This is a genomic window from Enterobacter chinensis (assembly GCF_034008295.1).
Lineage (GTDB): Bacteria > Pseudomonadota > Gammaproteobacteria > Enterobacterales > Enterobacteriaceae > Enterobacter > Enterobacter chinensis.
Map to the genome: position 1 here is coordinate 556,226 of NZ_JARDVI010000001.1, position 17,491 is coordinate 573,716.

Genomic DNA, 17,491 nt, shown 5'->3' on the forward strand with positions numbered 1-17,491 from the left:
TTACATCCTGCGCTTCACCTCCTGCATTCGCGCTTTCTTCATTCTGGCATCCTTTTTGCTCCTGCTTCGCTGACACATTTTTATTCGCGTCCACGCCGTAACGGACGTCTTCGCACAGCGTTCTTTTTCAGGAGTGAAAATATGCATCGTCGTACTTTATTAAAAGCCTTTGCGTTGTCTGCCTCTGTCGTTGCTATGGGAATGAGTTTCGGCGTGCAGGCGGCCGATACCATCAAAGTGGGGATCATGCATTCTCTTTCCGGCACCATGGCGATCTCCGAAACCCCGCTAAAAGACGTTGCCCTGATGACGATTGATGAGATCAACGCCAAAGGTGGCGTGCTGGGTAAGAAGCTGGAGCCGGTGGTGGTTGACCCGGCCTCAAACTGGCCGCTGTTTGCCGAGAAAGCGCGCCAGCTGTTGAGTCAGGATAAAGTGGCGGTAGTGTTTGGCTGCTGGACGTCGGTCTCGCGCAAATCCGTCCTGCCTGTTTTCGAGGAGCTGAACGGCCTGCTGTTCTACCCGGTGCAATACGAGGGCGAGGAAATGTCGCCGAATGTCTTCTATACCGGCGCTGCGCCGAACCAGCAGGCCATCCCGGCGGTGGAATACCTGATGAGCGAAGACGGCGGCGCGGCGAAACGCTTCTTCCTGCTGGGCACGGACTACGTCTATCCGCGTACCACCAACAAAATCCTGCGCGCCTTCCTGCACTCGAAAGGGGTTGAGGATAAGGACATCGAAGAGGTTTATACCCCGTTTGGCCATAGCGACTACCAGACCATCGTCGCCAATATCAAGAAATTCTCTGCGGGCGGCAAAACTGCCGTGGTCTCGACCATCAACGGCGATTCCAACGTTCCGTTCTACAAAGAGCTGGCTAACCAGGGGCTGAAGGCGACGGACGTGCCGGTGGTGGCATTCTCCGTGGGTGAAGAAGAGCTTCGCGGGATCGACACCAAACCGCTGGTGGGTAACCTTGCCGCGTGGAACTACTTTGAGTCCGTCGATAACCCGACCAACCAGGCCTTCGTGGCGGACTATAAAGCCTATGCCAAAGCACATAAGCTGCCGAACGCCGATACCGTGGTGACCAACGACCCGATGGAAGCCACCTACGTGGGCATCCATATGTGGGCGCAGGCGGTAGAAAAAGCGGGCTCCACCGATGTGGATAAAGTGCGTGCGGCGATGGCCGGGCAGTCCTTTAAGGCACCGTCTGGCTTTACGCTCACCATGGATGCCACCAACCACCATCTGCATAAGCCGGTCATGATCGGCGAAATCGAAGGCAACGGCCAGTTTAACGTGGTGTGGCAGACGGAACAGCCGGTACGTGCTCAGCCATGGAGCCCGTTCATTGCCGGGAATGACAAAAAGCCCGACCAGCCGATGAAAACCGCCAGTAACTAAGCCATCACCGCAGGGAGAAAGCCATGAACCTCATACGCACGATTGTCGCGCTTGTATGGCTTACCGGACTGCTGCCAGGGATGGCGCAGGCATCGGATGCCGATCGTTTTGTTGCCGCCAGTCGCAGCCAGCAGGCGGAATTGCTGACGCAGTGGGCCGCGTCGCCGGATGCAGCAAGGTTGCCGCTGCTCCAGGCGCTGCAAAAGGAAAACCTCTACGTCGACGCACAGAAGCACGCCTTTGCACAACGCAATGGCGACGTCATCCCGCTCGGTGAAAGTCAGGCGGCAGCAGGGCCAACCAAAGCCGTTCGCCTGACTAACCGGCTGCGCGTGCTTGCCGCAACGGCCATCGCCACCCATCAGCTCGTCAGTGACAGCGTCACCGAAAGGCGCGCGGCAGCACGTCAGCTTCAGCGGGATGCCCAGCCCGGGATGCTGGCCTTTCTGGAAACGCGGCTAAAGGATGAAACGGATGCGGTGGCGCGTCAGGCGCTGTTGCTGGCGGTGGCGAATCTCCAGCTGACCAGCCCGCAGGCAGAGGTGCGCCGCAAAGCAGTCGAACGGCTGGGGCAGTCCGACGATCCGGACGTGGAGTCCAGACTTACTCCGTTTACCCAGGTGCAGACCGAGCCTGACGGCAGGGTTCGCGCCGCCGCGCAGGAGAGCCTTAGCCAGATCCAGCATCGACTGATGTGGGGTGACCTCCTGGGCCAGGCGTTTATGGGGCTGTCGCTGGGGTCGGTGCTGCTGCTGGCAGCGCTGGGGCTCGCCATCACCTACGGCCTGCTGGGGGTCATTAATATGGCGCACGGCGAGATGCTGATGCTGGGCGCGTATGCCACGTGGATGGTGCAGCAGGCGATGGCCGGGCTTGCTCCCCAGTGGCTGGCGCTCTATCCCGTTATTGCTCTGCCGGTCGCATTCTGCCTGACGGCGGGCATCGGGATGGTGCTGGAGCGCACCGTGATTCGTCATCTGTATGGCCGTCCGCTGGAAACGCTGCTGGCGACGTGGGGGATCAGCCTGATGCTTATCCAGCTGGTGCGCATGACGTTTGGCGCCCAGAACCTGGAGGTGGCGAACCCGGCATGGCTTTCCGGAGGAGTGCAGGTTTTTGCCAACCTGACCCTGCCGTGGAACCGTATCGTTGTGCTGGGCTTCGTGCTGCTGGTGCTGTTCTTCACCTGGCTCACTCTGAATAAAACCCGCCTGGGTCTGAACGTGCGCGCGGTGACGCAAAACCGCAGCATGGCCGCCTGCTGCGGCGTGCCGACCGGGCGTGTGGATATGCTGGCGTTTGGACTGGGGTCCGGCATTGCGGGTCTGGGCGGCGTGGCGCTATCCCAGCTCGGTAACGTCGGGCCGGAGCTGGGTCAGGGGTACATCATCGACTCGTTCCTTGTGGTCGTTCTCGGCGGGGTTGGTCAGCTGGCAGGCAGCGTCGCCGCGGCGTTTGGTCTGGGGATCTTCAATAAAATCCTTGAACCGCAGATGGGGGCCGTGCTGGGTAAAATCCTGATTCTGGTGGCGATCGTGCTGTTTATTCAGAAACGCCCTCAGGGGCTGTTTGCGCTGAAAGGGAGGGTAATTGACTGATGAGCCAGCCGCTGACCTTAACGCTGGCGCGTAAAGCGCCGCGCACAACGCAGATTGCCGGCAGCCTGCTGGTGGTGTGTCTGCTGATATTGCCGTTTTTCGCCTTACTGCCCGCGACGCATCCGCTGGCGCTATCGACCTGGATGCTGACCCTTCTCGGGAAGATCCTCTGCTATGCCATCGTTGCGGTGGCGCTGGATCTGGTGTGGGGCTATGCCGGCATGCTCTCCCTGGGGCATGGCATTTTCTTCGCCCTGGGCGGCTATGCGATGGGCATGTACCTGATGCGCCAGGCGGCGGGTGACGGTCTGCCTGCGTTTATGTCGTTTCTCTCCTGGAGCGAACTGCCGTGGTTCTGGTGGGGAACCCAGCATTTTGCCTGGGCGCTGGTACTGATTGTGTTGGTCCCCGGGCTGCTGGCGCTGGTGTTTGGCTGGTTTGCCTTCCGCTCAAAGATCAAAGGGGTCTATTTCTCGATTATGACCCAGGCGTTGACCTATGCCGGGATGCTGCTGTTCTTTCGCAACGAAACCGGCTTTGGCGGCAATAACGGCTTTACCGGCTTCACCACGCTGCTCGGATTTTCGGTGACGGAAACCACCACGCGTGTCGCGTTGTTTCTGGCGACCGTACTGTTGCTGCTCCTGGCGCTGGGCAGCGGATTCGCGCTGGCGAAGAGCAAGTTTGGCCGCATTCTGACGGCCGTTCGCGACGCTGAAAACCGCCTGACGTTTTGCGGATACGACCCGCGCGGGTTCAAGCTGCTGGTATGGACGCTCTCTGCGGTGCTGTGCGGCCTGGCCGGCGCGCTGTATGTCCCGCAGGTGGGCATTATCAACCCCGGTGAAATGTCGCCGACAAACTCGATAGAAGCCGCCATCTGGGTGGCGCTGGGTGGGCGCGGAACGCTGGTCGGGCCGGTGATTGGCGCGGCGCTGGTCAACGGGGCGAAGAGCTTCTTCACCGTCGCGATGCCGGAGTACTGGCAGCTGTTTCTGGGATTGATTTTTATCGCCGTCACGCTGTTTTTACCGCGCGGCGTCTACGGCCTGTTTCGTAAGGGAGAAAAATAATGCAGCCAGCCGAAGGGTTATTCACTCGCCAGTTGCCCGGCGATCGCTACCGCGAACAGACCGACCCGGTGCTTCAGCTTGAATCCATTAACGTGAATTTTGATGGGTTTCAGGCCCTGACCGATCTCTCGCTGAATATCGGCGTGGGCGAGTTGCGCTGCGTGATTGGTCCCAACGGGGCTGGTAAAACCACGCTGATGGACGTGATCACCGGCAAGACGCGGCCAAAAAGCGGGCGAGCTATTTACGATCAGTCCGTCGATCTGACCGGGCTGGAGCCTGCGGCCATCGCCCGTCAGGGCATCGGGCGTAAATTCCAGAAACCCACGGTCTTTGAGGCGCTGACGGTGTGGGAAAACCTCGAAATCGCGATGAAAACCGATAAATCCGTTTGGGCGAGCCTGCGGGCCACGCTCAACGGTGAGCAGCGCGACCGTATCGATGAGATGCTGGTTTTGCTTCGCCTTAGCAACGAGCGGGACCGCCGCGCCGGGCTGCTTTCGCACGGGCAAAAACAGTTCCTGGAGATTGGCATGCTGCTGGTGCAGGACCCGCACCTGCTGCTGCTGGATGAACCCGCCGCCGGGATGACCGACGCGGAAACGGAATATACCGCAGAGTTGTTCAAAACGCTGTCGGGCAAACATTCCCTGATGGTGGTGGAGCACGATATGGGCTTTGTGGAAACCATTGCCGATCGCGTGACGGTGCTTCATCAGGGGCGCGTGCTGGCGGAAGGGTCGCTTCGCGAGGTGCAGGCCAACGAGCAGGTGATTGAGGTCTATCTGGGACGTTAAGGAGAGAGGATGTTACAGGTCAACGAACTGAATCAGTATTACGGCGGAAGCCATATCCTGCGCGGTGTGAGCTTTGAAGCCGTCACCGGAGAAGTTACCTGCCTGCTGGGACGCAACGGCGTAGGGAAAACCACGCTGCTGAAGTGTCTGATGGGGCTGATCCCGGCGAAAACCGGGGAGGTCATCTGGCAGGGGAAAAAGATCACCCACAGTAAGCCGCACCAGCGGGTGCACTCTGGCGTGGCGTATGTCCCGCAGGGACGGGAGATTTTCCCGCGGCTGACCGTGGAAGAGAATCTCCTGCTGGGGCTGTCGCGCTTTTCCGCCCGCGAGGCAAAGCAGGTGCCGGACGAGATCTGGCAGCTGTTCCCGGTGCTCAAAGAGATGAAGCACCGTCGCGGGGGCGATCTCTCCGGTGGTCAACAGCAGCAGCTGGCGATTGGTCGCGCGCTGGCGAGCCGCCCGCAGCTGCTGATCCTCGATGAGCCCACGGAAGGCATACAGCCTTCGGTGATTAAGGAGATTGGCCAGGTGATCCGCACCCTGGCGGACCGGGGGGATATGGCAATTCTGCTGGTCGAGCAGTTTTACGACTTTGCCGCCGAACTGGCCGACAGCTACCTGCTGATGTCGCGTGGCACCATCATTCAGCGCGGGCGGGGAGAAAACATGGAGCAGGAGGGCGTTCGCGGGTTGGTTGCGATTTGAAATGTTATAATATAACATCCTCATTCTTATAAAACGGAATGAGGGTGTTATTTTGGCTGCACATATTGGGAAATTTGCCATGACTCTGGGGGCGATGCTGGTCAGCGGCCAGCTGTTTGCCCATTCACACGGACACGCGATGAGCGAAGCGGAACAAAAGGCGGCGAATGGCGTCTTTGAGGACAAAGACGTCAAGGACAGACAGCTGTCTGACTGGGACGGCACCTGGCAGTCCGTCTACCCCTTCCTGGTCGATGGTTCGCTGGATCCGGTCTTCAGGAAGAAGGCCGAAAAGGATAAAAGCAAATCCTTCGACCAGGTAAAAGCGTATTACCGCACGGGGTATGCGACGGATGTGGATGCCATCGGCATCGAAAATAACGTGATGGAATTTCATAAGGGCAAAGCGGTCAGTAGCTGTCGTTATGATTACAGCGGGTACAAAATTTTGACCTACGCATCGGGCAAAAAGGGCGTTCGCTATCTGTTCGAGTGTAAGGACGCCAGCAGCAAGGCACCGAAGTTTGTGCAGTTCAGCGACCATACCATCGCGCCGAAGGCCTCTTCGCATTTCCACATCTTCATGGGCAACACCTCCCACGAGGCGCTTCTGAAAGAGATGGATAACTGGCCGACCTATTATCCGAACGAGATGTACAAAGAGCAGGTGGTGGAGGAGATGTTGCACCACTAGGCTGTTGTTGTTGCCGGGTGGCGGCTACGCCTTACCCGGCCTACAAGCGCTACGCTACGTTGGGCGTTTCGCACCACGCCTTCACGCTCATGCCACGCAAAATCATCAACCATGCAACGACAATGGCGGCCATCATAATCACGAACAATGACCAGTGCGGCAGGTTGGTCAGGATAATACCGGTGATCATCGGGTTTGCCGCCGCGCCGAGCCAGCCCAGCGCCTGAGCGGAGAAGTAGCTGGCTTTCATCCCCGGCGGGGCGATGTTGTCGATCAGCATGTATTCGCCTGGCGCATAGATAATCTCACCCAGCGTAAAGATGGCGGCAGCGATGCCCCAGTAAATCAGGTTTTCACCGGAGAGCATAAAGCCGGCCAACCCAACGATAAAGAACAGGGTTGCTACGGTCATCAGCGGGCGAATGTTGCGGGCTGAGATCTTGCGGCCCAGGGCGTACTGCAGCGTCACCACCACGGCGGCGTTGACGGGCAGCACCACGGCGACCACCTTTTCGGCGAAATTACTGTCTGCATGCGCGGCCAGGACATACTGCGAAATGCACGTTGCGAACGATCCGCCAACGTATGACGCGAGCAGGCCAGAGAGCGTGTACCAGAACAGCGCACGGTCTTTCAGCAATACTGACGGCTGCCACGGCATCTTCTCCTCGGCGGTATCTAACGCCACGCTCTTTTGCACGAAGAAATGGATAAACCCCAGCGGCAGGGCGGCGCAGAAGGCCGCCAGCCAGAACGGGAGTTGCAGGCTGTACATCACCAGCAGGGTGCCAATCGGCGGCCCGATCGTCCAGCCAATATTCAGGAAGCTGTAGTTCAGCGAAAAAACGCGGGCTTTTTCACTTGAGGTCAGCACGTCGGAGAACCAGGCTTTCAGCACCGTCGAAAAAACGGAATAGGCGCAGTTGATCAGCGCAAAGAACAGCACCACCAGGGTGACGTTATCCACCAGCGGGATCGCCACAAATCCGGCGATAAAGGCCACAATCGCGATCAGCATGTAGCGTTTTTTATCGAACTTATCGGCCAGAATGCCAAATCCCAGGCTGAATACCACGCCAATGGTCAACGCAATCGTCAGGGCATAACCAATATTCTCGACGCTCATGCTATAGACGCGCGTGAGATAAATGGTCATAAACGGCAGCGTTGCCCCCCGACCGATAGTTAATAACAATGACGATGCCAGCAGCGCTGCGGTTGAGCGCCTGAGAGATGGTTTCATATTCCTGCCCGACAAATGCTTATGCTTTTTTATGTTGTGTTCTAAAAGGAGTATCACGACATAAGGAGCTTGTATAGCGCCCAATTTATCCGTAAGTGCTTCGCCTGACTGCCAGAATTAATGATCTTCTCGCGGCGCAGTTTTTTCTGTTACCTTGAAGTGTTAACAAATAATTAATAATTCAGGGGCAGGGTATGACGCGTAAAGACGGGCTGCTGGCGTTGCTGGTGGTCGTAGTATGGGGGCTCAATTTTGTGGTCATCAAGCTGGGGCTTCATAACATGCCTCCGCTCATGCTGGCCGGTTTGCGGTTTATGCTGGTTGCGTTCCCGGCCATCTTCTTTGTCGCCCGTCCTAAAATCCCCTTAAAACTGCTGCTGGGCTACGGTCTGACCATCAGCTTTGGCCAGTTCGCGTTTCTCTTCTGCGCCATCAAGTTCGGTATGCCGGCCGGTCTTGCCTCGCTGGTTTTACAGGCGCAGGCGTTCTTTACCATTATTCTCGGCGCGTTTGTGTTTGGCGAACGCCTGCAGGGTAAACAGCTGGCGGGCATTACGCTGGCGGTGTTTGGCGTGCTGGTGCTGATAGAGGCCAGTCTGAATGGACAACACGTGGCGCTGCTGGGCTTTATGCTGACGCTGGCGGCAGGGCTGAGCTGGGCCTGCGGGAATATCTTCAACAAGCTGATTATGCAGCATGAAGCACGTCCGCAGGTGATGTCCCTGGTGGTGTGGAGCGCCCTGATCCCCGTCTTACCGTTTATGGTCGCGGCGTGGATCCTGGATGGCCCTCAGGTCATGCTCAACAGCCTGGTTGAGATCGATCTGACCACCATCCTTTCTCTGGTCTATCTGGCCTTTGTCGCCACCATTGTGGGCTACGGGATCTGGGGCTCGCTGCTGGGTCGCTATGAAACCTGGCGCGTCGCGCCGTTATCCCTGCTGGTTCCGGTTGTGGGGCTTGCCAGTGCGGCACTTTTGCTGGATGAAACGCTGAGCGCGCTGCAGCTGCTGGGCGCAGTGCTGATCATGGCCGGGCTGTACATCAATGTCTTTGGCCTGCGCGTGCGTCGGGTGACGCGGGTAAGAAAGGCATAAAAAAAGCCCCGCGTCTGCGGGGCAAAAACGAATCAGAGGCCGTGCTGATTATAATAAGGCACGCCTAATTCGTCGGATTTGTCGCTACCAGCACCCATATGGTTGAAATCATAAGGCGTCTGGTCATGTGCTGACGGCAAAATCATCGTATCAGGATTATTTTGCTGCGTTGCACGAGGGGTTTGCTCCGCGAAGGTCTGGCTGGTGAACAGCACCAGCAAGGCGAGGGCGGCGGAGGCGGTAACTTTCATGATTTCCTCGGTTACGTCTGTTACAGGCGATGATTAACTACAGTGTTTTAACGGATACAGGTATCGGGATTCACCCGGCACGCTGGTGATTCGGTACTTATGAGGCGGCACGTCAAAATAGTTCTTGAACGTACGCGTCAGGGTTTGTTGCGATTCAAATCCGTAACGCTCCGCCAGGTAAAGGATCGGCTCATTGCTTTCTTTCAGCTTCTGGGCAATTTCCGTCAGCTTGCGGCTGCGAATGTATTGACCTAATGAATGGCCGGTCTCTTTTTTGAACATCCGTTGCAGGTGCCATTTGGAGTAACCTGAACGCTCTGACACTTTTTCAAGGGAGAGCGGCGATTCCAGGTTATCTTCGATCCAGTCCAAAATGCTATGAATGGTGATAGCGTCAGTATTGCGTCTGGACATCGTCATACCTCTTTTTCTGTTTACGGCAGTATTTTCTTCAGCAAAAGCTCAAGGGTTGCCACTTCATCTGCCGTTAAGTTTTTTGTTAGTTCCTGATGCAGTGTTTGTCCTACTAATTGATGACATTGCTCGCACATGTCCGCGCCATCGCTCGTCAGCTTCACCAGTACGCCGCGTTTGTCATTCGGGTTAGGGCTTCGTTCTATCCATCCTTTGCAGACGAGACGATCGAGCATGCGGGTTAACGCACCCAGATCGACAGAGAGCACCTTTTTCAGCTCAACCGGTGTGATACACACTTCGCAGCGAATGGAACACAGCACTTTGAACTGTGTCGCGGTGATATCCAGCGGTGACAGATAGTCGTTGAGCAGGCGATCTTTTTTCTGATTTACCATATGAATAAGACGACCCAGCGGAACAACGTCGTTAAAGATATCACTGGTGCTTTTCACAATGGTTGCCCTGGCAAGTAGTTAGTCACGGCAGATATTATTGCTCAGGCAAGTATAAGTCAACTGAATGAATTAGCCGATGCCACGAATTGCTAAAACGTTTCATGAACTATTTTTGAGGTCTTTCAAATCAGATAGATAACTGTCAGTTATCATTTCTGGAGGAAAATAATCGTTACGTTGCGCCCATGGCTGAATGTCACACTTTCACCCTATAATTGCTGTGTTAAATATGGATAAGGACAACAACGCACTATGTTGGATTTAATAAAAGCAATCAGCCTTGGGCTGGTGGTCTTGCTGCCGTTGGCTAACCCGTTAACGACGGTGGCGCTGTTCCTCGGGCTGGCAGGGAATATGAACAGCGCCGAGCGCAACCATCAGTCGATGATGGCCTCGGTGTATGTGTTTGCCATCATGATGGTGGCCTACTACGCCGGACAGGTGGTGATGAACACCTTTGGGATTTCCATCCCTGGCCTGCGTATCGCCGGGGGGCTGATTGTGGCCTTTATCGGTTTCCGCATGCTGTTCCCGGCGCAAAAGGCCCATGAGTCGCCGGAGGCGGCCAGCAAATCCGAAGAGCTGGAAACCGAACCGAGTGCGAATATTGCGTTTGTGCCGATTGCCATGCCGAGCACTGCGGGGCCGGGTACCATTGCGATGATCATCAGCTCCGCGTCGACGGTGCGCGACAGCGCAACTTTCCCTGACTGGGTGCTGACGGTTGCACCGCCGCTGATTTTTGCGATTATCGGGGTTATCGTGTGGGCGTCACTGCGCAGCTCCGGCGCCATTATGCGCTGGGTTGGCAAGGGCGGTATCGAGGCGATTTCCCGTCTGATGGGCTTCTTACTGGTCTGTATGGGCGTGCAGTTTATTATTAACGGCGTGCTGGAAATTATTAAGACCTATCACTGATGTCTTGCCCGGCGGCGCTTCGCTTGCACGGGCCTACGGGTTTTGTAGGCCGGGTAAGGCGAAGCCGCCACCCGGCAAGAAGGCTCACCCATGCTGCCCTTGTTCCTCCAGTGCCACCGGCCATTTACGGAAGATGAGCACTGACCAGATAAGCGCCACCAGTGCCGGAATGGCACCCAGATAGCCAATCGCCGACATCGACACGTGCAGGCTGACCTGATTTCCCACCAGCGCCCCCGCGCCAATACCCAGATTGAAAATCCCGGAGAACAGCGACATCGCCACGTCCGTTGCATCCGGCGCCAGAGCCAGCACTTTCACCTGCATGCCCAGGCCAATAACCATGATCGCCACGCCCCAGAACAGGCTGAGGATCGCCAGATGGCTCTCGCTGCCCGCGGCGGGCATCAGCAGCAGCAGGCAGGCCAGCAGCAGGCCAATGGCGCTGCTCACCAGCAGGGAGGCATGGCGGTTACCCAGCTTACCAAACAGCACGCTGCCAATTATGCCCGCTCCGCCGAGGATCAGCAGTAAAACGGTGGCAAAGTTCGCGCTAAAGCCCGCCACAACCTGCACAAACGGTTCAATGTAGCTGTACGCCGTGTAATGGGCCGTCACCACGATGGCGGTCAGCAGGTAGATGCTCAGCAGCGCAGGGCGGCGCATCAGCAGCGGCAGGCTTTTCAGCGAGCCGGAATGCTCGCTGGGCAGCGCGGGCAGCAGTTTTATCAGGCACACCAGGGTAATCAGCGCGCCCATGCCGATGGCGAAGAAGGTGGTACGCCAGCCGAAGTATTGTCCCACGATGCGGCCAATCGGCAGACCCAGCACCATCGCCAGCGCGGTACCGGTAGCCAGCAGACTCAGCGCCTGAGCGCGTTTACCCGCCGGCGCCAGGCGAATAGCCAGCGACGCGGTGATCGACCAGAACACCGCATGGGCAAAGGCAATACCGATGCGGCTAATGACCAGCACCGTAAAATTCCACGCCATAAACGACAGGACATGGCTGGCAATGAACAGCACGAACAGACCGATCAGCAGCTTGCGGCGTTCTATCTGGCTGGTCAGCAGCATAAACGGCAAGGACATCAGCGCCACCACCCAGGCGTAGATGGTCAACATAATGCCCACCTGAGCCGTTTCCATCTGGAAACTTTCAGCGATGTCAGACAACAGCCCAACCGGAACAAATTCTGTGGTGTTAAAAATAAACGCGGCAATGGCCAGCGTGACCACGCGTAGCCACGCAACCTTGCGGGAAACTGTGTTCGTTGTCATAGGGATGTCGGAGATTCGTTGCTGAAAAGAAGAGGAGACGATCTTAAAACGTCGAACGGCGAAAACTCAACCATTATGTGATGTAGATCTCAATATTTACCTTATGAAAGCGGTAGCCGGGAACGCTGTTTTCATTGAATATAAAAGAACAACGCAATAAAAACAGGCGGTAAGACAATGCAGGAGATTGATTTTTATCTGGTCGATGCGTTCAGCGATACATCATTTGGAGGCAACCCTGCCGCCGTTTGTCCGCTGAAAGCGTGGTTACCCGATGAGACCTTACTGAAACTGGCGCAGCAGCATAACCAGTCAGAGACGGCCTTTTTCGTCTGCAGTAAAGGCGGCATTGAGCTACGCTGGTTTACCACGCTGACCGAAGTCAATCTCTGCGGTCATGCTACGCTCGCGGCGGCGTACGTCCTGTTTACTGAGCTGGATTACCCTGATTCGCGGATCCACTTTGATACCGCGTCTGGCCGCCTGACGGTCAGCCGGGAAGGAGAGTGGATGACGCTGGACTTCCCGGCATGCCCTACCCAGGAAGAGACGCCCCCGCCGGAGATGCTCTCGGCGTTGGGCATCAGCCGCTACGTTGAAGCCCGTAAAGGGCGCGCCTGGCTGATTGTTCTGGACAATCGCCAGCAGGTTGAAGCCCTCACGCCAGACATTTCGGCGATGACGCCAGGCGAACATAAAGTGAGCGTTACGGCGCGGGGTGAGGATGAATACGATTTTGTCAGCCGCTTTTTCTCCCCGGGGGTATCCGTCCCGGAAGACCCGGTCACCGGCTCCGCACACACGATGCTGATCCCGTACTGGAGCGAAAAGCTGGGCAAAACGACGATGTTTGCCCGCCAGGTTTCAGCGCGAGGCGGCGATGTGCGCTGTGAGCTGAAAGGAGCGCGCGTGCTGATGGGCGGGCAGGCCACACTTTATCTGAAAGGCACAGTTTTTCTGCGCTAAATAGCCATAACAAGAGAGGAAGAGACAATGCAGGAAATTGATTTTTATCTGGTGGATGCCTTCAGCGACAAAACCTTTGGCGGCAACGCCGCAGCGGTATGTCCTCTGCAAGAGTGGCTGCCGGACGAGACGCTGCTCAAAATGGCGCAGCAGCATAACCAGTCGGAGACCGCCTTTTTCGTGCGCATCGACGGTGGGTATGAACTGCGCTGGTTTACCACGCTGGGTGAAATTAACCTCTGCGGTCATGCTACGCTGGCTGCATCACACGTCATTTTCGAATATCTTGATTATCCGCATACCGAGATCACCTTCACCACGCGCTTTGTCGGCGAGCTAACCGTCAAACGCAGCGGCGACTGGCTGACGCTGAACTTCCCCGCGTGGGCGACGGAAGTCGTCGAAAACCCACCAGAGGTGCTGTTTAGCGCGCTGGGCATTACCGGGGCGAAAGAGGTGCGCGCCGGACGCGATTACATGGTCGTGCTGGAGAGTCAGCAGCAGGTGGAAGCGTTAACGCCGGATATTGGGGCGATGCTTCCGCTGGATAAAATGGTCTGCGTGACGGCGCCGGGAGACCAGTATGACTTCGTCAGCCGCTTCTTCTGCCCGGGGGAAGGGGTGCCGGAAGATCCGGTCACCGGATCCGCTCACAGCATGCTGATCCCGTACTGGAGCGAAAAGCTGGGTAAAACATCACTGAACGCCCGCCAGGTGTCGTACCGTGGCGGGGATCTGCGCTGCGAACTGAAGGGCGACCGGGTGCTGATTGGCGGCCAGGCTACCCTGTATCTGAAAGGGCGTATCTTCCTGCGCTAGCTGAGTGAGGCGCCGCCGCATATCACCATCTCCTGACCGGTGATGGCGGCGGCGTCGTCGCTAAGCAAGAAATTCACCAGTCCCGCCACCTCTTCTGGCGCGATGAGACGCCCGATTGGCGGACATTTGGGCGGTGAAGTTTCTCTCCCCGGCGCGCTGAGCATCGGCGTTTGGGTGGCGCCTGGCGCGACCACGTTAGCGGTTATCCCGCGCGGAGCCAGTTCCGCCGCCCAGCTTCTGACCATCCCCACCATCGCCGCTTTGCTGGCAACATACTGCGATCGTCCTGCTGCACCGCGGGAGGTTCTGCTGCCTATCGCCACCAACCGTCCACCCGGAGCCATTGCGGGCGCAAAATGGTTAAACAACGTCTCACAGGCCAGGACGTGGAGCTGCCACAGGGACGCGCTAACGCGGCTTTCAAGCTGGCCCAGCGGCGCGGCGGCCATCATCCCGGCGGCATGGATCACCGCCCGGGGCGTGGCGATGGTGTGCAGGGCGTTGCTTAGCGCGTCCTGGTCGGTAATATCAACGCGAAGGCAGGTGAAGCCCGGGGTATCCGGCATCACGGCCCGTCGGCTGAGCCCGGTGACCTGCCAGCCCTCCGCCAGCAAACGCTTAACGATAGCTTCACCAATTCCGGAGCTGGCTCCGGTGACGACGGCGTGACGCATGTCAGACCTCCAGCATCGCGCGCGGAATTTTAAACACCGCTTTGCGCACGGTCATCGGTGCCTCTGCAGCGCACAGCGCCTGGTGAGGTTCACCGGGACAAAAGACCGCAAAGTCGCCTGCGGCCAGGCGGATCCTCACGCTGTGCCCGGCTGATGAAGCAATAAAGAGATCCGGCTTACGCTCTTCGTCACCCGGCCTGCCTGCGGGAAGCGCGCCAGCGTAAATGTGCTCTTCACCGGCTAACACGATTTGGATATCCGCCCACTGATGATGATACTCCGTGTGCCGCTCGGCGCGCGGCTGGGTTTGCGCCGGGCCGACGTGGCAAAACCATGGCGCATCGTCTGGCTGCCAGCGCCCGTCATCGCGTTCGCTGAGCGCCTTAAGCGTGCAGTCCGGGCGCGAAAGCAGGGCGTACAGCGCGGGCGGTAGCCCTGCCAGCGGCAGGGCGTTGAGATGTCCGATAATCATACTGGCTCCTTGATCCATTCTGGCGTCACCCGCACGTATTTGATGGCCTGACGGAAATACGTATACGCGATATGCAGATCCCCTTCAGGTCCCTGCTTGATGCTGGGATAGGAGAATTCGCGATTGAGCTTTTCCAGGGAGTTGTTGGTCATACAGTAGCCATCCCCCTCGTCCAGATGACGTTGCCACGGCCAGCTTTTCCCGCCGTCCGGCGAAATGGCGACGGTCATCGGGGCGCGCGGTGCGCCCCAGAAGGCAGCCCGACCGTCGGTGACAACCGGCTCTTTACGACCGTCACCATCGTCAATTTCATCGTATAGCGAGGCGCGACGTTCCCGTGCGCCGGCGGCGCTCATGGCGTTAAAGACAAGCGCCAGCTCACCGCTCGCAAGCGTGGTCACCTGGATAGACGAGTTGTTATTGGGTAACTCCGTGGGCTCCGGTACGGACCAGCTTTCACCGTTATCGGTTGACTGGCTGTAGTAAATATTGTCCGCCCAGCGGCTGCGGAACAGCGCCACCAGGGTGCCGTTACTGAGCGGGGTGATGTTCATATGCACGCAGCCCAGGCTCTCCGGCACCTCGACGTCGCGCCACGTTTTGCCACCGTCTCTGGAGATTTTTACCGCGCTGATGTCATCGTTGCCGACCCATTTCTCGCCCGGCCGCGTGCGGCAGTAAAACACCGGCAGCAGCCAGCTACCGTTGTCCAGCACAACAATCGGCTGGCGGATAAACGTGCCCGGTTTATCAAGCAGGGTCGCGATGTCCCCCCAGGTTTTACCCAGATCCCGGGACTGGCGATAGCGCACAATGGCCGTGTCCTGATTACCCGAGATTTGCGCGGTCCACAGCAGCCACAGCACGTTGTCCGGGGCCAGGAACAGAACCGGGTTTTGTTCGGAACGCGTGGCATCATCAGACAGTTTTACCGCATCGCTCCACTGCTGGCTGCCCGGCGTCAGGCGTGAACCCCATACGGAAATATCCGCAATGCCTTCCTGAGTTCCCCCAAACCAGACGCACATCAGCGAGCCGTCCGGCAGCGGCAGTAGATTCGCCGCGTGGTTTTGTGGGCAAGAGGAAGGCAGCATGGCGGCCTTCACGTGAGCATCCTGTTGCGGGCGAATAATCCCGTCGCGGGTTACGGTTTCAGACATATCAGACTCCATTATTTTCAACGGGGGTTGGCGCTTTACCCTGCGCTTTTCCCGGAATGAGACGGTCGATCGCCATGATGATGGCTGGGGTTACCAGGGCGACGTACATATTGTTGATTCCGAAAGGATCGCCCAGCAGATACCAGACGGAGGTCACGACGCAGGCACCAATCAGGCCCGCATTGGCACCGCGGGTGCTGCGGAAGAACGGGGCGTAAAATGCGATAACGGCCACCACTGAAATAGACAGGCGAATGGCGCGGGTAAAGAACGAGAGCTTCAGTACTTCAGGCACCAGCAGAACAAAAATCAGCGGCAGGAAACCAATCAGAAGAGAGATCCAGCGGGTGGCTTTAAACTCCTGCTCGGGCGTCGGGTTGCGCATCGGCACGTAAAAGTCTTTTACCACCAGGGAGGCGATGGCCAGCGCAACGGTACTGACGCTGACGAAGATGGACGCCACCAGAGAGGTGGTCACCACGCCGGCCAGCCACGGGTTCATATCCTGCAGGAAAATCGGCATCGCATAGAGGCTGTCGATCTCCGGGTGCAGGTATTTTGCCGCCACGCCAATCACCGCGATGGCCAGCGCAATCGGCAGGCAGAAGAAGAAGGCGACCCAGGTGGAACGCTTAGCGGATTTCACGTCTTTGGTGGAGGAAATCGCCTGAATGACAAACTGGGTACAGAAGATGGAGCCGATGGTGCCAATCAGCCACGCGAAAATGGTCGTCGCGCCGATGTTGCCATCCCAGGTCCAGTAGAAGTCCGGCATGTTTTCAATCATCGGCGTAAAACCGCCGGTTTTCGACAGCGCAAAGCCCATAATAGCGAGGATGCCGAAGTATTTCAGCGCGCTGTGCAGCACCGTAACCCAGGCCACGCCCTTCATGCCGCCAAAGGCGAAATAGAAGGTACTGACAATGGCCGTAATGAAGGCGGCAACAGGGAGATTGACTTTCAATACCGTGGAAATGGCCGCTGCGCCGCTAACGTAATTCCCCACGTTAACCAGCAGAAGGGCGTAAATCATGATGATGGAGATAATGTTTTTGGTGCTGTTACCGTATTTTTCAGCAATCGCACCCGAGATGGTGATTTTCCCGGTGTTGTATATGCGCTTTACCAGCAACAGCCCAAAGAGCGGGAAGCCAATCGCGGCCCCGATAACGGACCATGACGCGGCAAACCCGTCTTCAAACGCCGCCTGCGCGGTGCCGATGGTGGATTTAGCGCCAATATACTCGGACATCAACAGGATCCCGACGATAAACGCCGGCATTGCGCGGGAGCCTTCCATAAAGTCCCCGGAGTTTTTACTGCGGATCCGGAAGGTCAGCCAGGTGGTGAACAGGATGTAGGCAATGACTATGCCCACAATAATCAGGGTATCTTCAGCGGTAAAATTATTCATCTTTGCCTCTCTTCAGGGCGAGTGAATCCTGGGCACCTCAG

The 17,491-nt window shown here is 57.5% G+C and carries 19 protein-coding genes; 10 read left to right on the forward strand and 9 right to left on the reverse strand.

Annotated elements, in window-relative coordinates:
• The first annotated feature begins 141 nt into the window (after window positions 1–141).
• From urtA to zinT, 6 genes are read left to right on the forward strand one after another with little or no spacing between them, the layout of a single operon-like run.
• Window positions 142–1,413, forward strand: coding sequence for an urea ABC transporter substrate-binding protein (gene urtA, locus PYW49_RS02775; RefSeq protein ID WP_047348546.1), 1,272 nt, complete (start codon window positions 142–144; stop codon window positions 1,411–1,413).
• Window positions 1,414–1,436: 23 nt separating this feature from the next.
• Window positions 1,437–3,011 (forward strand): urea ABC transporter permease subunit UrtB, encoded by a 1,575-nt coding sequence (gene urtB, locus PYW49_RS02780; protein ID WP_320385582.1) that lies wholly within the window; start codon window positions 1,437–1,439, stop codon window positions 3,009–3,011.
• Window positions 3,011–4,084 carry an urea ABC transporter permease subunit UrtC gene (gene urtC / locus PYW49_RS02785; RefSeq protein WP_320385583.1) on the forward strand — a complete coding sequence of 358 codons (1,074 nt, stop codon included), beginning with the start codon at window positions 3,011–3,013 and terminating at the stop codon, window positions 4,082–4,084. The genes urtB and urtC overlap by 1 nt, the downstream gene beginning before the upstream one ends.
• Window positions 4,084–4,881 carry an urea ABC transporter ATP-binding protein UrtD gene (urtD, locus tag PYW49_RS02790; RefSeq protein ID WP_320385584.1) on the forward strand — a complete coding sequence of 266 codons (798 nt, stop codon included), beginning with the start codon at window positions 4,084–4,086 and terminating at the stop codon, window positions 4,879–4,881. The genes urtC and urtD overlap by 1 nt, the downstream gene beginning before the upstream one ends.
• A 9-nt stretch (window positions 4,882–4,890) precedes the next feature.
• Window positions 4,891–5,589, forward strand: coding sequence for an urea ABC transporter ATP-binding subunit UrtE (gene urtE, locus PYW49_RS02795; RefSeq protein WP_134350271.1), 699 nt, complete (start codon window positions 4,891–4,893; stop codon window positions 5,587–5,589).
• Window positions 5,590–5,641: 52 nt separating this feature from the next.
• A complete protein-coding gene (zinT, locus tag PYW49_RS02800) occupies window positions 5,642–6,283 on the forward strand; it encodes a metal-binding protein ZinT (RefSeq protein ID WP_320385585.1) in 642 nt (213 codons plus the stop codon).
• Window positions 6,284–6,332: 49 nt separating this feature from the next.
• On the opposite strand, the gene ydeE is transcribed toward zinT, so the two are convergent.
• On the reverse strand, window positions 6,333–7,526 hold the full coding sequence (gene ydeE, locus PYW49_RS02805; protein WP_320385586.1) for an efflux MFS transporter YdeE: 1,194 nt from the start codon (window positions 7,524–7,526) through the stop codon (window positions 6,333–6,335).
• Between the two features lie 194 nt (window positions 7,527–7,720).
• On the opposite strand from ydeE, the gene eamA reads away from it, so the two are divergent.
• On the forward strand, window positions 7,721–8,623 hold the full coding sequence (eamA, locus tag PYW49_RS02810; RefSeq protein ID WP_320385587.1) for an O-acetylserine/cysteine exporter: 903 nt from the start codon (window positions 7,721–7,723) through the stop codon (window positions 8,621–8,623).
• A 32-nt stretch (window positions 8,624–8,655) separates the two neighbouring features.
• On the opposite strand, the gene marB is transcribed toward eamA, so the two are convergent.
• From marB to marR, 3 genes are read right to left on the reverse strand one after another with little or no spacing between them, the layout of a single operon-like run.
• The gene (gene marB, locus PYW49_RS02815) at window positions 8,656–8,874 is read right to left on the reverse strand and encodes a multiple antibiotic resistance protein MarB (protein ID WP_320385588.1); all 219 of its coding nucleotides are present in this window, start codon (window positions 8,872–8,874) and stop codon (window positions 8,656–8,658) included.
• A 33-nt stretch (window positions 8,875–8,907) separates the two neighbouring features.
• Window positions 8,908–9,288 carry an MDR efflux pump AcrAB transcriptional activator MarA gene (gene marA / locus PYW49_RS02820; RefSeq protein ID WP_008502237.1) on the reverse strand — a complete coding sequence of 127 codons (381 nt, stop codon included), beginning with the start codon at window positions 9,286–9,288 and terminating at the stop codon, window positions 8,908–8,910.
• Window positions 9,289–9,308: 20 nt separating this feature from the next.
• Window positions 9,309–9,743: a multiple antibiotic resistance transcriptional regulator MarR gene (gene marR / locus PYW49_RS02825; RefSeq protein WP_032647191.1), complete on the reverse strand. Its 435-nt coding sequence runs from the start codon at window positions 9,741–9,743 to the stop codon at window positions 9,309–9,311.
• Window positions 9,744–9,998: 255 nt separating this feature from the next.
• Here marR and PYW49_RS02830 point away from each other — a divergent pair, with 255 nt between their 5' ends.
• A complete protein-coding gene (locus PYW49_RS02830; RefSeq protein ID WP_023311775.1) occupies window positions 9,999–10,664 on the forward strand; it encodes a MarC family NAAT transporter in 666 nt (221 codons plus the stop codon).
• A gap of 84 nt (window positions 10,665–10,748) precedes the next feature.
• On the opposite strand, the gene PYW49_RS02835 is transcribed toward PYW49_RS02830, so the two are convergent.
• The gene (locus PYW49_RS02835; protein ID WP_320385589.1) at window positions 10,749–11,945 is read right to left on the reverse strand and encodes a sugar transporter; all 1,197 of its coding nucleotides are present in this window, start codon (window positions 11,943–11,945) and stop codon (window positions 10,749–10,751) included.
• A 177-nt stretch (window positions 11,946–12,122) separates the two neighbouring features.
• Here PYW49_RS02835 and PYW49_RS02840 point away from each other — a divergent pair, with 177 nt between their 5' ends.
• On the forward strand, window positions 12,123–12,911 hold the full coding sequence (locus PYW49_RS02840) for a PhzF family phenazine biosynthesis protein (protein ID WP_320385590.1): 789 nt from the start codon (window positions 12,123–12,125) through the stop codon (window positions 12,909–12,911).
• A 27-nt stretch (window positions 12,912–12,938) separates the two neighbouring features.
• Complete coding sequence (locus PYW49_RS02845) at window positions 12,939–13,730, forward strand: PhzF family phenazine biosynthesis protein (protein WP_320385591.1); 792 nt, start codon at window positions 12,939–12,941, stop codon at window positions 13,728–13,730.
• Here PYW49_RS02845 and PYW49_RS02850 read toward each other — a convergent pair.
• Genes PYW49_RS02850 through PYW49_RS02865 form a run of 4 tightly spaced genes read right to left on the reverse strand, consistent with a single transcriptional unit; the run spans window position 13,727 to window position 17,450 of the window.
• Entirely contained in the window at window positions 13,727–14,404 is a 678-nt protein-coding gene (locus PYW49_RS02850; RefSeq protein WP_320385592.1) for an SDR family NAD(P)-dependent oxidoreductase, read from the reverse strand. The genes PYW49_RS02845 and PYW49_RS02850 overlap by 4 nt on opposite strands.
• A gap of 1 nt (window position 14,405) precedes the next feature.
• The gene (locus PYW49_RS02855; RefSeq protein WP_320385593.1) at window positions 14,406–14,876 is read right to left on the reverse strand and encodes a YhcH/YjgK/YiaL family protein; all 471 of its coding nucleotides are present in this window, start codon (window positions 14,874–14,876) and stop codon (window positions 14,406–14,408) included.
• Window positions 14,873–16,036 (reverse strand): sialidase family protein, encoded by a 1,164-nt coding sequence (locus PYW49_RS02860; RefSeq protein ID WP_320385594.1) that lies wholly within the window; start codon window positions 16,034–16,036, stop codon window positions 14,873–14,875. The genes PYW49_RS02855 and PYW49_RS02860 overlap by 4 nt, the downstream gene beginning before the upstream one ends.
• A gap of 1 nt (window position 16,037) precedes the next feature.
• Window positions 16,038–17,450 (reverse strand): sodium:solute symporter family protein, encoded by a 1,413-nt coding sequence (locus tag PYW49_RS02865; protein WP_320385595.1) that lies wholly within the window; start codon window positions 17,448–17,450, stop codon window positions 16,038–16,040.
• Between the last annotated feature and the right edge of the window lie 41 nt (window positions 17,451–17,491).